Genomic DNA, 14,364 nt, shown 5'->3' with positions numbered 1-14,364 from the left:
GCATGGCCACCACCATCAAGGGACCGGCGATTTTCCTGGCGCAGTTTGCCGGCGAAGCCTCGCCTTTCAACAGCTGGCATGCCATCACCAGGTGGGCCGGCGACCTCGGTTACCAGGGCGTGCAGGTGCCCACCAACGACGCCCGATTGTTCGACCTGGCGCTGGCGGCGCAAAGCAAGACCTATTGCGACGAGATGGCCGGCATCGCCCGCGCCAACGGCGTGGCCATCACGGAACTGAGCACCCACTTGCAGGGCCAGCTGGTGGCCGTGCATCCGGCCTACGACGAAGCGTTCGACGGCTTCGCCCCGGCCGCGCTGCGCGGCAATCCGGCGGCGCGCCAGCAGTGGGCGGTGCAGCAGATGCTGCTGGCGGCCAAGGCGTCCGCCAACCTCGGTTTGACGGCGTCGATCAGCTTTTCCGGTGCGCTGGCGTGGCCGTTCGTCTATCCATGGCCGCAGCGCCCGGCAGGGCTGATCGAGTCGGCCTTCGACGAGCTGGCGCGGCGCTGGACGCCGATCCTCGACGCCTACGGCGAGGCCGGCGTCGATCTGGCCTTCGAGCTGCATCCGGGCGAAGACCTGTTCGACGGCGCCACCTTCGAGATGCTGCTGGAGCGCGTGAACCACCACCCGCGCCTGGCGATCGCCTACGATCCGTCGCACTTCCTGTTGCAGCAGCTCGACTACCTGGGTTTCATCGACCGCTACCATGATCGCATCAAGGTCATGCACGTCAAGGATGCCGAGTTCCGTCCCGATGCGCGACAGGGCGTGTACTCCGGCTACCAGCCGTGGGTGGACCGCGCCGGGCGGTTCCGGTCGCTCGGTGACGGCCAGGTGGACTTCAAGGCCATCTTTTCGAAGTTTGCGCAGTACGGCTTCGAGGGCTGGGCGGTGCTGGAATGGGAGTGCTGCCTCAAGCATCCGGAGCAGGGCGCGGCCGAAGGCGTGGCGTTCATTCGCGACCACATCATCCGCGTCACCGACAAGGCGTTCGACGATTTCGCCGGCAGCGCAACCGATGCGGGCCGCAACCTGCGCATGCTGGGCATCGCCCGGGCAGCGTAGCGAATACAGGGAGCCATGATGGAACAAGCAGCGATTTTTCCCGGCCGCGTGCGGCTGGGCATGGTGGGCGGCGGCGAGGGCGCCTTTATCGGCGCCGTGCACCGCCACGCGGCGCGGCTCGACGACCGCTACGAACTGGTGGCCGGCGCGCTGTCGTCGAGTGCCGCAGCGGCGCGCCGTTCCGGCCTGGCGCTGGGGCTCGATCCGGCGCGTACCTACGACAACTACGAGCAGATGGCACGCGCCGAGAGCGCGCGCCCGGACGGCATCGAGGCGGTGAGCATCGTGACCCCAAACCACCTGCACGCGCCGGTTGCCAAGGTGTTCCTGGAAGCGGGCATCCACGTCATCTGCGACAAGCCGGTCACCACCAACAGTGCCGATGCCCGCATGCTGGCGGCACTGGCGCAGGAGCGCGGCCTGATTTTCGCCGTCACCCACAACTACTCGGCGTATCCGCTGGTGCGCCACGCGCAGCAGATGGTGCGCGAAGGGCAGCTCGGTACCATCCGCGTGGTGCAGGTGGAGTATGCGCAGGATTGGCTGGCCGCGCCGCTGGAACAGAGCGGGCAAAAGCAGGCGGCGTGGCGCACCGACCCGGCCAAGGCCGGTGGCGGCGCGATCGGCGACATCGGCTCCCACGCCTGGCAACTGGCGGACACCATCGTCGGCGCGCCGGTCGAGGCGCTGGCGGCGGAACTGACTTCCTTCGTGCCGGGGCGGATTATCGACGACAACGTGCAGGTGCTGCTGCGGTATGCGGGCGGCGCGCGCGGCATGCTGTGGGCCAGCCAGGTGGCGCCGGGCCATGCCAATGAGTTGCGCATCCGCGTGTTCGGCAGCGCGGGCGGTATCGAGTGGGCGCAGCAGCAGCCGAACGAATTGCGCTGGACCCCGTTGGGCGAACCCACGCGCATCATCACGCGCGGCAGCACCGCCATGAACGCGGCGGGTGCGCGCGTGAGCCGCATCCCGTCCGGCCACCCGGAAGGGTATATCGACGCCTTTGCCGCGCTGTATTCGGAAATCGCCAGCCACCTGCTGGCGCGCAGAAGCGGCGGCGATCCCGGCGCCGCGCATTTCCCGACCATTGCCGACGGCTTGCGCGGCGTGCTGTTTATCGAAACCGTACAGGCATCGTCTTGCTGCGGTGGTGCGTGGACGCCTATGCTCTCCTAGCGACGTCCTGCCAAGGCGCACCATCTTCGCCCTGCCGGCCTCGCGCTCGCGGGGCTTTTTTTCGCGTGGATTTTTGTTCGTCTATCCGCTTCGTGAATGGATGCTATCCAAACTATCGGCTATGGGAAAGCACGGGTAAGCGCATATCATTTTTTTGCCCGCACATAAACGGCACCAATAAAACAAAGCGGCATCCCCAGAAGTGCCGCGCCATCCACAGGAGACATTCATGCACAACCCCAAGCTGACATCGATCGCCAAGGCGCTGCTTGCCGCTGGCGTCATATCCACCGCTGCCACTGCCACCACTGCCATGGCCGACGAGGCGCGACCGAAGCCGGAAGGCGGCATCGCCGAAGTGATCATCACCGCGCAAAAGATCGCCCAGCCGGCCAGCAAGACGCCGCTGGCGCTGTCGGTGCTGTCCGGCGAAGACCTCAAGAACGCCGGCACAGTCGATCCGCGCGCGCTGGCCGAGAGCCTGCCCGGCGTGGAAATCGCCCAGGAAAGCGGGATGCTGCAAGTGTCGATCCGTGGCGTGACCAGCCTCGATATGACCGAGAAAGGCGATCCGTCGGCTGCCTTCCACGTCGATGGCGCCTACGTGCCGCGCTACGAAGCGCAGGCTGCCGCGTTCTTCGACCTCGATCGCATCGAAGTGCTGCGCGGCCCGCAAGGCACGCTCTACGGCCGCAATGCCACCGCCGGCGCGATCAACCTGATCACCAACAAGCCGACCCGCAAGCTCGAAGGCAAGGTTGGCGTGGAGCTGGGCAACTACGGCACCCGCCGCTACGACGCCGTGCTCAATGTGCCGCTGGGCGACACCTGGGCCATGCGCGCCGCCCTCAACGGCAACAAGCACGACACTTATCTGCTGCCAGGCCCAAACACGATCCCGCTCGAGAGCCAGGACGACAAGTCGGCGCGCGTGCACCTGCTGGGCAAATTCACGCCGACTACCAGCCTGCTGCTGACGGCGGAGCGCAACGAGATCGGCGGCGGCGCGGCCTCGCCGGTGCCGATCACGAACTTCTTTACCGGCACCCTGGTCGGCACGCTGCCATTCACGGCGCCGGGCCGGGGCAACCATATCCAGAACCCGGTGTACGTGGACCGTGGCACCGATACCCAGCGCACGGCTGCCTGGCCGTTCAAGCAGGACGCCGGCTCGCACCGCGACAACCGCGCCGACTCGCTGCGCGGCGAATTCAAGACCAGCCTGGGCGCCACCGAATTGACCTACCAGCTGGCGCAGATGAAGCTCAAGCTCGACCAGTTGAACAACGGCGTGTACTTCGGCTTCCCGTTCACCACCCTGAACGTGGGCGACAGCAAGGCCATCTCGCACGAGCTGCGTTTGAATTCCACCGGCGACGGTCCGCTGCGCTGGGTGGTGGGCGCCTACAAGTTCGACGAAGACATCTTCCGCCGCGCTGCCTACACCACCTACGTCACCGCGCCGTTCGGCAGCTTCAATATCGTGCTGCCGTTCCTGGCCACGCTCAACAACAAGTCGCAAGCCGTCTTCGGCCAGGCCACGTATGCGCTGCGCCCGGACACCCGCCTGACCGTCGGCGTGCGCCACACCAAGGACCGCAAGTCCGGCTACGATCCGCTCAGCGGCGAAGCGGCCGTGCCGCCGGCCACCACCAGCAGCAAGGCCTACGCCGAAGATGTCCGCTTCAGCAATACCAGCTTCAAGGTGGGCGTGGACCACGACCTGCGCGCCAACCTGATGTTGTACGCGAACGTCTCCACCGGCTACAAGGCCGGCGGCTTCAACGCCGAAGCCGACACCGGCGTGTACCGCCCCGAGACCCTGCGTTCCTACGAAGCGGGCCTGAAAGGCCGCTTCTTCGAAAACAACATGCAATTGTCGGCCAATGTGTTCCACTACAATTACAAGGACCAGCAGCTGACGGTGACCACCTGCCGCACCAACGATCCGGCCACCTGCCATTCGTTCACCACCAATGCCGCCAACTCCACCGTCAACGGCGTGGAAATCGAAGGCAAGCTGCGCGTGGGCCAGGACGGCATGTTGCGCGCCAACTGGGCTGCCACCGACGCCAAGTTCAAACGCTACATCGTCTCGCCGACCATCGATTTTTCGGGCCAGAAGCTCGACCGTGCGCCGACGTCCACCATCGGTCTCGGTTACACCCACAAGTTTTCGCTCGAGAGCGGCGGCGAGATCGCGGCCACCATCGGCACCCGCCATTCGACGTCGTACTACATCAGCGACCCGACCGAAAACATCCGCTACCGCCAGCCCAGCTATCACAAGTCCGATGCCTCGATCGGTTATGAAAGCGCGGCCGGCAACTGGAACGTGCAGCTGTTCGTCAAGAACATCGAAGACATGGTCAAGATCGAAAGCCGCGTGCCGGGCTCCTTCTTCATCAGCGATCCGCGCACCTACGGCATCCGCGCGGCCTACAATTTTTAATCACTGCCATGTTCAAATACTTCCCCACCAATTACGTCTGGAACCTGTCGGTCGACCTGGCCATCGAAATGGGCGCGCGCATCGGCGAGATCGAGGAAATGTGCGCGCCGCTGCAAGACGCCGCGCGTCAGCCCGATGCAGAGGGTACGCGCGCCTTCCGCGAAAGCTGGGCGCGCATGGCCGACAAGCTGTGCGACCTGGCCGGGGAGGACGAGCAGCGCGGCCGCCTGATCTCGGCCGGCGACAAGTGCTCGCGCGCCGCCATCTACTACCTCACGGCGGAACGCCTGCAGGCGCACGGCGCGCCCGGCCGCGCGGCGTTGTACCAGCGCTTCCTCGACGTGTTCGCCAAGGGCATCGCGCTGGCCGGCGAAAACTGTCAGCGCGTCGAGATTCCCTACGACGGCGGCGTGCTGTCGGCGCTGTACGTGCGCGCCGAACATGTGACGGGACCGACGCCGCTGCTGGTGCAGGTCAACGGCCTCGATTCGACCAAGGAGATGAAATACCGCGTCGGCCTGCCACGCTGGCTGGCGCAGCGCGGCGTGTCGTCCCTGGTGGTCGATCAGCCGGGTACCGGCGAGGCGCTGCGCCTGCACGGCATGACGGCGGTGTACGACAGCGAACGCTGGGCCGGCAAGGTGGTCGATTGGCTGGAAACCCGCGCCGACGTCGATCCGCGGCGCATCGGCATGGAGGGCGTATCGCTGGGCGGCTATTACTGCCCGCGCGCGGTCGCCTTCGAGCCGCGCTTCGCCTGCGGCGTGGTGTGGGGCGCCAACCACGATTGGCGCGACGTACAGAAGAAACGCCTGGCGAAAGAGGGCAGCTTCCCGGTGCCGCATTACTGGGAGCACGTGCGCTGGGTGTGGGGGGCAAAAGACATGGACGACTTCATGCGCATCGCCGAGAACGTCCACCTCGATGGCGTGCTCGATCGCATCCGCGTGCCGTTCCTGGTCACCCACGGCGAGAAAGACTCGCAGATCCCGCTGGCCTGGGCCGAGCGCACGTACGAACAGCTGGTCAACAGCCCCCGGCGCGAGCTCAAGGTATTCACCGCGCGCGAGGGCGGCGTGCAGCACTCGAGCTTTGACAACTCGGCCAACGCCGGCGCCTACATCGCCGACTGGGTGGCCGAAACCCTGCGCGGCCGCACCGTACTTTAACCTGAAGGAATCACCATGAACATTACCGGACTCGAAGGCCTGGTTTTCGGCGTCGATGATGTCGCCGCCTGCACCCAGTATCTGGCCGATTACGGCCTCGAACCAATCGGCGCCGGCCGCTTCGAAGCGCTCGACGGCACGGCCATTACCATCGCCGCAGCGGATGCGACGCACCTGCCGCCGGCACTGGGCACCGGCAGCATGCTGCGCAAAACCATTTACGGCGTGGCCGACCAAGCTACCTTGGCGGCCATTGCCGCCGAACTGCGCACCGACCGCGAAGTGAAACAGCTGGCCGACGGCAGCATCGAGGCGCTCGACGACATGGGCTTCTTGCTGGGCTTCCAGCTGACCGCGCGCCGTGCGCTCGACTTGCGTGCCGAAGCGGTCAACGCGCCGGGCGCCAGCGTGCGCCGGCCGCTCAATATCCCGGCCGTAAACGAACAGGCCGAAGCCCGACCGCGCACGCTGTCGCACGTGGTCTATTTCGTGCCCGACGCAGCCAAGGCGGAGGCGTTCTACACCGGTCGCCTCGGCTTTCGCTGCACTGACCGGCTGCTGGGCGCCGGGCCGTTTTTGAAACCGGCCGGCACCGACGACCACCACACGCTGTTCCTGATCCAGACCCCGCCGTTCATGAAGGGCTGCGAGCACTTCACCTTCCACATGGGCGGCCCCACCGAGGTGATGCTGGCAGGGACGCGCTTCGTCAACAAGGGCTATCAGTCGTTCTGGGGGCCGGGCCGCCACAAGATGGGATCGAACTGGTTCTGGTACTTCAACAGCCCGCTGGGCTGCCACGTGGAATACGACGCCGACATGGACCTGCACGACGACGAGTGGGTGGCGCGCCAGGCGCCGATGAGCGCGGACGCCTCGCAGCTGTTCCTGTTCCAGTCGCGCGACAAGTGGGCGCCGGGCGGACCGCCGCCGGGCAAGGGCGGGCCACCAGTCGTGAAGGGGGTGTGACATGGGCCGCCAATTCATCGACCTGTCGATCTTCCTGGAAAACGAGGTGCTGTCCGACCCGCCGCCGCTGGCGCCGAAGATCACGTACCAGAAACACGCCGACACGCTGCACGAATTCATCGCCATGATCCCCGGCACCACTGCCGAGGATTACCCGGACGGCGAAGCGGCAGCGGTGGAGTGGGTCACCATGACCACGCACTGCGGCACCCACCTCGACGCGCCGTATCACTTCCACTCGACCATGGATGCCAGGACGGGCGAAAAAAAGGCGTCGATCACGATTGACGAGGTGCCGCTGGAATGGTGTTTTCAGCCCGGCGTGAAACTCGATTTTCGCCACTTCCCGGACGGCTACGTGGCCACGGCCGCCGACGTGGCAGCGGAGCTGGCACGCATCGGCCACGATCTGCAGCCACTCGATATCGTGATGGTCAACACCCGCGCCGGCAGCCGCTACGGCAACAACGACTACATCGCGGCCGGCTGCGGCATGGGCTACGAGGCCACCATGTACCTGCTCGAGCGCGGCGTGCGCCTGACCGGCACCGACGCCTGGAGCTGGGACGCGCCGTTTTCGTACACGGCGCAAAAAATCGCGGAGACGGGCAACAAGGCGCTGATCTGGGAAGGCCACAAGGCCGGCCGCGACATCGGCTACTGTCACCTGGAAAAGCTGCACAACCTGGAAGCCTTGCCGGCCCACGGCTTTTACGTGAGCTGCTTCCCGCACAAGGTGCGGCGCGGTTCGGCCGGCTGGACCCGGGCGGTGGCCATCGTCGACGATGCGCTGCTGGCATTGCCCAGGAGCGCGGCATGAAGTTCGCCTCGCTGCGCTGCGAAGACCCGGACGGGCGCCTGTTGCTGGTCTCGCGCGACGCCACCCGCGCGCTCGACGCCAGCCTGGTGGCGCCCAATATGCTCACGGCCCTGCAACGCTGGGACCAGGTCGCGCCGGCCTTGCAGGCACTGTCCGACCGCCTCAACGACGGTACTTATCCGGCCACGTTCTCGTTCGATCCCCATGCTTGCGGCGCACCGCTGCCGCGCAGCTACCAGTGGTGCGACGCCTCGGCCTTTCTGCACCACGGCCGGCTGATGGAGCAGGCGTTCAATACGCCGCCGATCCCGGACTTCGACACCATCCCCGTGATGTACCAGGGCGCTTCCGACGACTTTCTCGGCGCGCGCGATCCCGTGCCGCTGCCCGACGAACGCCTGGGCATCGATTTCGAGGGCGAGTTCGGCGTGGTGGTGGACGCGGTGCCGATGGGCGTGACGGCGGAAGCGGCGCACCAGCGCATCCGGCTGCTGGTGCAGCTCAACGACTGGAGCCTGCGCGCGCTGGGTCCGCGCGAAATGAAAAGCGGCTTCGGCTTCCTGCAAGCCAAGCCATCGACCAGCTTTGCGCCGCTGGCCATCACGCCCGACGAACTGGGCGAGAACTGGCGCGACGGCCGGGTGCAACTGAACCTGGAAGTGCACCTGAACGATACGCCGTTCGGCCGCCCCCACGGCGGCGAGATGAATTTCAGCTTCGGCCAGCTGGTGGCCCACGCCGCCCGCACGCGCAAGCTGTCGCCCGGCACCGTGATCGGTTCGGGCACGGTATCGAACCGGTCGCGCGAGGCGGGCAGCGCCTGCATTTCCGAGCGCCGCGTGCTCGAGATGATTGACCGCGGCGAAGCGCACACGCCGTTCATGCACTTCGGCGACCGCGTGCGCATGGCCGCCACCGACACTCGGGGCGGGCGGCCGTTCGGCGTGATCGACCAGCGCGTAGTGCGGGCCGGGTAGGGCGGGCACCGGCAACCGCTAGGTCAGTGCGGGGATTCGGTATCGGTTTTGAGAAAATTGGGCAGGTCGATGCGCACGCCGTTTTTGTTGACGACCGACATTTCCAGCGTCAGGTCGAGCGACTTCAGGAATCGGCGCAAGGTTGAAACATAGGTATCCGAGCGTTGCTCCAGCTGGGAGACGGCATTCTGGTTGATGCCAAGCTCCCTGGCCACTTCGGCCTGGGTTTTGCCCATCGCTTTGCGAAATTCGGACAGCGTGCTGGCGCTGGCCAGGGTTTCCTGGATTTTTTTCTCGGCCAGCGCAGCAATGTTGGCCTGCCGCTGCGGCGACAGGTCGTCGAGAATGTCGTTGAGATCGGTAGTCATGGTTACCTCCTGAAATAGTTGACCAGCTTGGCCCCGGCCCCAGTAACTTGCCTGAGCGTTCCCAGGTGCCGGTCGTAGCGGGCGTTGGCAATTTTCAGCAAGCCTTTGTAAAACTTTTCCTGATTGATGCCCTGCTTGTCTGCGGCAACCAATATGACCGCTTGCTGGACCGGGTCGAAGCAAAGATCGCGCGCCAGATTTCCGCGCCGTTGTTGGCCTTGAACCGCAGCTCTTTCATGTTCGGGTGCCTGGGGTTGTGCAGTGTTCCCACGTGCGGCCGATCGGCTGCAGGACCCAGCGTTCTGACGATAATTGCCGAAGCCAATAATTCATCCTGAACGTCGGGAGAGTATCGCTTGAATTCTGCAACGAAATCGTCGTGGAACGTCACCTTCCATTCAGTATTTTTCAATTATCATCTCCCACTGATATCACGTCAAGGTGATTTTTTCATTTGGCCGCAAATTGCGGCCCCGATTGTTTTGACGCGACAGTGCCGACAAGGTTCCGGCGTCAGCCGGACTTGTTGCGATAGCGGGAGGGAGAGGAGAGTGGGCGGCGGGCCGTCGGACAACGGCACCGCCGCAGCAGCAGAGAGCGCTACCTGGTTTTCGTACCGGAACCGGGCTTGAGCAATGCGTCTGCCCTGGCCAGTTCCGCCTGCGACAGCTGTGGCTTCACGTCGGCCAGCGCCGCGTCGGCTTCCGGGTAGCGCGCCTGCTTGGCCAGGCTGAACCAGACGTAGGCCATCGACAGGTCCTTGGCGCCGCCTTCGCCATTACGGGTCATGATGGCCAGGTTGTACATGGCGTCGGGCTGCGCCTGCATGGCGGCGGCGTTGAACAGCTTGCGCGCGGTTTCCAGGTTCTGCCCCACCACTTCGCCCTTGTAGAAATAGGTGCCCAGTGCGTTTTGCGCCGCCGGCACGCCCTTGATGGCGGCTTCCCTGTAATAGACCAGGGCGCGCTTGGGATCGGGCGCCACGCTTTCGCCGAAGTCGTACATGCGGGCGGCCGCCAGTTGCGCGCCCGGGTGGCCTTCCTTGGCGCCGGCGGTGAAGTAGGCGCCCGCCATTTTCAGGTCCTTGGGTACCTCGTTCCCTTCGTAATAGGCTTTGCCGAGCTGGAACAGGGCCGGTGCATAGCCCGCTTCGCCGGCTTCCTTCAGGTACTTGATGCCCTTGTTGACATCTTTCTGGCCAGCAAAGCCGGACAGGTAGGCGCTGCCCAGCATGGCAGTGGCCGGTGTGTAGCCGGAGTCGGCCGCCACTTCATAGAATTCGAGGGCCTTGCGTGGATCGCGCTTCATGCCGGAGCCTACCATGTACACCTTGGCCAGCGTCATCGCCGCTTCGGCGCGCGTGTTCATCAGTTGCGGATGTTTCGGGTCGAAGCGCATGCGGTCGTTCGGTCCGAAGCGCTGGTTGACGGACTTGTCGAGCCAGTAGAGGGCCTGCTTGTTATCGACGGCGGTGCCCTTGCCTTCGAGGTACATGCGGCCCAGCATCAACGCCGAGAAATCGTTGCCCAGCTTGCTGTAGTTCTGCTTGAACTGCGCCATTGCTTCCACGTAGTCGCCCTTGTCGTAGGCGTCCAGGGCCAGGTTCAGCGTCTTGTCCTTGCGCGCGATGCTGTTGCGGCCGGCGGCGAAGCGGCGGTCGGTATTCGAGCACTGCACCGACGGCGTCATGGCGTCCGGGGCCTGCGTCGCGCCGGTGCCGAAGTCGGAGCCGGACGGCTTCTCGACGAAGTCGTCGCCCATGGTGTTTTTGCCGGAAGCATCGCCCATCGGCGCCACGTCGCGGATGGTATTGATGTCGTTGGAGATGCCATGGAAGCTCATGATGTAGTCGATGACGAGATCGTCATCCTTGGCGTCGTAGCCGGACATGAAAGCGCACGACGACGCGAACTTGCGGCCCAGCACGCGACTGTCGGCAGCGATGAACTCGGTCGGATCCTGCAACTTGCGCTTGCCGGTCACGATCACTTCCGGCCGGGTGGCAGTCTCTCCGGCAGCCTGCGCCGCCTGCTGCGCACCTGCGGGTGAACACAGAACTGCGGATTGCAGGGCTAACAGCAGACCCAGTAACTTGAAAGGACTGCCCATCACCCGCATGGCTGGCAACATGATATCTCCATTGTATTTGTTATCGGAAAACTAAATATAACGCTTTCCCGTGGCTTTGGCTGCATGTTCTCAGGAAACAATCAGCAGCCTGACCACGTGCCAGTGCCGTATGTTGTAAAAAATATCTTTATATTGTTAGCAGGAAATTTAGCAAGCGTTGGGTTACAATGGACGATCGTCCGAGTTTTCATACCATGACATTTTCTCCTCCCTTATTGCGCAGCGAAAACGAGCGCCTTGCCGCCCTGCGTGAGCTGTGCCTGCTCGACACGCCGACCGACCCGGCGTTCGACCAGATGACCTTGCTTGCCACCCATGTTTTCGACACCTCGATGGCGCTCATTTCGCTGGTGGACGATGGCCGCCAATGGTTCAAGTCGCGCATCGGCATGGCGGTGCGCGAAACGCCGCGCTCGCAGGCATTTTGCGCCTACGCGCTTCATAGCGTCGAACCGCTGATCGTGCTCGACACGCTGCTCGATGCGCGCTTTGTCGACAATCCGCTGGTGACCGGGGCGCCCGGACTGCGGTTTTATGCCGGCGCGCCCTTGATCACAAAAGAGGGCCTGTGCCTGGGAACCTTCTGCGTGCTCGATGCCGCGCCGCGCACCGCCTTCGATGCGCGGCAGGTGACCCAGTTGCGCCATTTCGCCCGACTGGCCATGATGCGCATCGAAACCCTGCGCAGCATCGGCTATGCCGATGCGCTTACCCAGTTGCCCAATCGCACCCGCTTCCTCGAAGACGTGGGGTTGTGGATCAACGATGCGCCCGATGATGGCCGCCACCTGTTCGCGGTGGCCGTGGACGTCTGCGGTCCGGTTTACCTGCAGCAGATGCAGTCGGCGTTCGGCGCCGATCACGCCGACGGCTTCCTGCAAGCTGCGGCGCGGCGCCTGGCGCACGCACTCGGCCCGGCGCCCGCGTACCGGATCGACACCACGGTGATGGCCTGCGTGCTGGCCGCCGAGCACGAGGCGGCGCTCGAGGAGCAGTTGCGCGCGCTGCAGGCGCAGCTTGCCGAGCCGTGCGAGTACCAGGGCATACCGCATGCACCGGCCGTCACGCTGGGTGCCGTAGCGCTGGCCATGTCCGACGCCACGCCGATGGCCGATACCGCGCGCGTGTTGGGTGCCGCGCTGGCCCACGCGCGCGCTGCTCACCGTCCCTGGGCGATCTATCACCCGCAACTGGACGCCGCGCAGCAACGCGCGTTCCGCATCCTCGCGGCCATCCCCGGCGCGCTGGCCGCAGAGGGCCAGTTGCAGCTGCATTACCAGCCGCGCATCGACCTGGCCGATGGCGTGTGCACCGGCGTCGAAGCACTGCTGCGCTGGAACCATCCCGAGCTTGGGGCCATCAGTCCCGCCGAGTTCATTCCGCTGGCCGAAAAGACTGCCCTCATCGGCGACATCACGGCATGGGTGGTGCGTGCGGCGCTGGCGCAGGCGGAAATCTGGCACGGCGCCGGCTTGCGCCTGACCGTGTCGCTCAACGTCTCGGCGCTGGACCTGGCCACCGCCGCATGTGCCGACCTGCTCGACCGCCTGCTGGGGCAGATCCGCGTCGATCCGGCGCTGATCGAGATCGAATTCACCGAAAGCGCCGTGGCCGACGATCCGGTATCTGTCGGCGTGCAGCTGCGCCGCCTGCGCGCGCTGGGGCTGCAGATCGCCATCGACGATTTCGGCACCGGCCACAGCAACTTCAGCTACCTCAAACAGATACCTGCCACCACTCTCAAGCTCGATCAATCGTTCGTCCGCACGCTGCCCTCCGACATGCACGACGTGACCATCCTGTGCGCCATGATACGGCTCGGCCACGAGTTCGGCCATCGCGTGGTGGCCGAAGGGATCGAGACGGCGCAAGCGTACGAGCTCCTGGCCAGCTGGGGATGCGACGAGGGGCAGGGGTACTGGATTGCCCGCCCCATGCCCGCCGCACAGCTGACCGACTGGCTGGCGCCCGCCGCTCAGCGCTTGCGCGCCAGCTCGTAGTCGTACCGCAGCGCGGCGGCGCTGGTCAGTGCCAGGACTGCGCCGGCCACGCACACGCCGTTCCAGCCGCCCAGGCGCCAGGCCAGCGATCCCAGCGCCGAACCGGTTGCCGCGCCGGCGAAATAGCCGGTCATGTACACCGCGTTGATGCGCGACCGGGCGCCGGGGTCGAGCTGGTAAATCACGCCCTGGTTGCTGATGTGGATGCCCGCCAGGGCGATGTCGATCAGCAGGGTGCCCAGCAAGATCCACGGCAGGCTGGCCAGGCCAAGGCGCAGCGCGCCCCAGCTCACCAGCAACAGCAGCAGGCAGCCGGCCGAGGTGGCAAGGCCCCAGCCCCTGTCGTTCAGGCGCCCGGCCACGCTGGCCATCATGGCGCCGGCCACGCCCAGCAGGCCGACCAGGCCGATCTGGCTGTCGCCAAGTGCGAAGCCTGGACCCGAGAGCAGCAGCGTGGTGGACGACAGCAGCACGCTCACCGAGGCAAAGGTCAGCGCCCCGAGCAAGGTCCGGCTGCGCAGGCGCGGATGGTGCGCCGCGAGCGCCACGAGCGAGCGGAGTACCTGTCCGTAGCGCAGCGCGACCGGATTGCGCGAAGCGGGCAGCGCGTGCCACAGCGCCAGCGCCAGCAGCACCATCAGGCAGCCCGCCGCCCGGTACACGGTGTGCCAGCCGCCCAGGTCCGACAGCAGCCCCGCCGCGCTGCGCGCCAGCAGGATGCCGCTGAGCAGGCCGCTCATCACGAGACCCACGGCGCGGCCGCTGCGCTGCGGTTCGGACAGCGTGGCCGCCATCGGCACCAGGGTTTGCGCGGCCACCGAGAACAGCCCCGTCATCACGGTGCCCGCCACCAGCATGGCGAAACTGCCGGCATAGCCGCTGATGAACAGGCCGGCGGCAGCCAGCAGCATCAGGCCGCTGGCCAGGCTGCGCCGTTCCAGCATGTCGCCGAGCGGTACGAACAGCAGCAGGCCCAGCGCGTACGCCAGCTGCGACACGGTGACCGTGAGCGCGGCGGTGGCGTCGCTCACGTCCAGCGCCACGGCAATCGAATGCAGCAGCGGCTGGTTGAAGTAATTACTGCCGGCGCACAGGCCGGTGGCGACCGCCATCAGCAGCAGTACCGGCGTGGTGAGGGTGGTGGCGGGGACAATGGTCTGGGTGGAATGCATGCGGACATCTCGATGAAAGCGATGGGTGCACTATAAAACCTCAACTTATGTTGAGGTC

Annotated in this window: 12 protein-coding genes; 8 read left to right on the top strand and 4 right to left on the bottom strand. The window is 65.6% G+C overall.

The features are described 5' to 3' along the window. The first annotated feature begins 2 nt into the window (after positions 1-2). From SR858_RS16275 to SR858_RS16245, 7 genes are all read left to right on the top strand, one after another. On the top strand, positions 3-1,070 hold the full coding sequence (locus tag SR858_RS16275; RefSeq protein ID WP_019920057.1) for a sugar phosphate isomerase/epimerase family protein: 1,068 nt from the start codon (positions 3-5) through the stop codon (positions 1,068-1,070). A gap of 18 nt (positions 1,071-1,088) precedes the next feature. After that, on the top strand, positions 1,089-2,249 hold the full coding sequence (locus tag SR858_RS16270; protein WP_019920056.1) for a Gfo/Idh/MocA family protein: 1,161 nt from the start codon (positions 1,089-1,091) through the stop codon (positions 2,247-2,249). A gap of 229 nt (positions 2,250-2,478) precedes the next feature. After that, positions 2,479-4,701, top strand: coding sequence for a TonB-dependent receptor (locus tag SR858_RS16265; protein WP_019920055.1), 2,223 nt, complete (start codon positions 2,479-2,481; stop codon positions 4,699-4,701). 8 nt (positions 4,702-4,709) lie between these two features. Beyond that, on the top strand, positions 4,710-5,870 hold the full coding sequence (locus tag SR858_RS16260) for an alpha/beta hydrolase family protein (protein WP_019920054.1): 1,161 nt from the start codon (positions 4,710-4,712) through the stop codon (positions 5,868-5,870). A gap of 15 nt (positions 5,871-5,885) precedes the next feature. Next, the gene (locus SR858_RS16255; RefSeq protein WP_019920053.1) at positions 5,886-6,839 is read left to right on the top strand and encodes a VOC family protein; all 954 of its coding nucleotides are present in this window, start codon (positions 5,886-5,888) and stop codon (positions 6,837-6,839) included. 1 nt (position 6,840) lies between these two features. After that, on the top strand, positions 6,841-7,659 hold the full coding sequence (locus SR858_RS16250) for a cyclase family protein (RefSeq protein WP_019920052.1): 819 nt from the start codon (positions 6,841-6,843) through the stop codon (positions 7,657-7,659). Next, positions 7,656-8,636 (top strand): fumarylacetoacetate hydrolase family protein, encoded by a 981-nt coding sequence (locus SR858_RS16245; RefSeq protein WP_019920051.1) that lies wholly within the window; start codon positions 7,656-7,658, stop codon positions 8,634-8,636. Before SR858_RS16250 ends, SR858_RS16245 begins: the two co-directional genes overlap by 4 nt. 23 nt (positions 8,637-8,659) lie before the next feature. Here SR858_RS16245 and SR858_RS16240 read toward each other — a convergent pair whose 3' ends face one another. The 3 genes from SR858_RS16240 to SR858_RS16230 form a co-directional block, all read right to left on the bottom strand. Continuing rightward, positions 8,660-9,004: an XRE family transcriptional regulator gene (locus SR858_RS16240; RefSeq protein ID WP_019920050.1), complete on the bottom strand. Its 345-nt coding sequence runs from the start codon at positions 9,002-9,004 to the stop codon at positions 8,660-8,662. 94 nt (positions 9,005-9,098) lie between these two features. Continuing rightward, the gene (locus SR858_RS16235; protein WP_322533666.1) at positions 9,099-9,416 is read right to left on the bottom strand and encodes a type II toxin-antitoxin system RelE/ParE family toxin; all 318 of its coding nucleotides are present in this window, start codon (positions 9,414-9,416) and stop codon (positions 9,099-9,101) included. 188 nt (positions 9,417-9,604) lie between these two features. Next, complete coding sequence (locus tag SR858_RS16230; protein WP_019920048.1) at positions 9,605-11,134, bottom strand: tetratricopeptide repeat protein; 1,530 nt, start codon at positions 11,132-11,134, stop codon at positions 9,605-9,607. A gap of 194 nt (positions 11,135-11,328) precedes the next feature. Between SR858_RS16230 and SR858_RS16225 the strand changes: the two genes are divergently transcribed. Next, a complete protein-coding gene (locus SR858_RS16225) occupies positions 11,329-13,134 on the top strand; it encodes a sensor domain-containing phosphodiesterase (protein WP_040377397.1) in 1,806 nt (601 codons plus the stop codon). Here SR858_RS16225 and SR858_RS16220 read toward each other — a convergent pair. After that, positions 13,110-14,306, bottom strand: coding sequence for an MFS transporter (locus SR858_RS16220; RefSeq protein ID WP_019920046.1), 1,197 nt, complete (start codon positions 14,304-14,306; stop codon positions 13,110-13,112). The genes SR858_RS16225 and SR858_RS16220 overlap by 25 nt on opposite strands. Positions 14,307-14,364: the final 58 nt, after the last annotated feature.

The sequence above is a fragment of the Duganella zoogloeoides genome, assembly GCF_034479515.1.
GTDB classification, from domain to species: Bacteria; Pseudomonadota; Gammaproteobacteria; order Burkholderiales; family Burkholderiaceae_D; genus Rugamonas; species Rugamonas zoogloeoides.
The sequence above is the reverse complement of the archived record's forward strand: the minus strand, read 5'-3'. Positions and strand labels throughout refer to the sequence as shown.

Excerpts from the sequence above, each read along its gene's own strand:
- SR858_RS16265 (WP_019920055.1), top strand. The coding sequence starts at position 2,479 with ATGCACAACCCCAAGCTGACATCGATCGCCAAGGCGCTGCTTGCCGCT.
- SR858_RS16230 (WP_019920048.1), bottom strand. The coding sequence starts at position 11,134 with ATGTTGCCAGCCATGCGGGTGATGGGCAGTCCTTTCAAGTTACTGGGT.
- SR858_RS16250 (WP_019920052.1), top strand. The coding sequence starts at position 6,841 with ATGGGCCGCCAATTCATCGACCTGTCGATCTTCCTGGAAAACGAGGTG.
- SR858_RS16240 (WP_019920050.1), bottom strand. The coding sequence starts at position 9,004 with ATGACTACCGATCTCAACGACATTCTCGACGACCTGTCGCCGCAGCGG.
- SR858_RS16270 (WP_019920056.1), top strand. The coding sequence starts at position 1,089 with ATGGAACAAGCAGCGATTTTTCCCGGCCGCGTGCGGCTGGGCATGGTG.
- SR858_RS16260 (WP_019920054.1), top strand. The coding sequence starts at position 4,710 with ATGTTCAAATACTTCCCCACCAATTACGTCTGGAACCTGTCGGTCGAC.
- SR858_RS16255 (WP_019920053.1), top strand. The coding sequence starts at position 5,886 with ATGAACATTACCGGACTCGAAGGCCTGGTTTTCGGCGTCGATGATGTC.
- SR858_RS16275 (WP_019920057.1), top strand. The coding sequence starts at position 3 with ATGGCCACCACCATCAAGGGACCGGCGATTTTCCTGGCGCAGTTTGCC.
- SR858_RS16245 (WP_019920051.1), top strand. The coding sequence starts at position 7,656 with ATGAAGTTCGCCTCGCTGCGCTGCGAAGACCCGGACGGGCGCCTGTTG.
- SR858_RS16220 (WP_019920046.1), bottom strand. The coding sequence starts at position 14,306 with ATGCATTCCACCCAGACCATTGTCCCCGCCACCACCCTCACCACGCCG.
- SR858_RS16225 (WP_040377397.1), top strand. The coding sequence starts at position 11,329 with ATGACATTTTCTCCTCCCTTATTGCGCAGCGAAAACGAGCGCCTTGCC.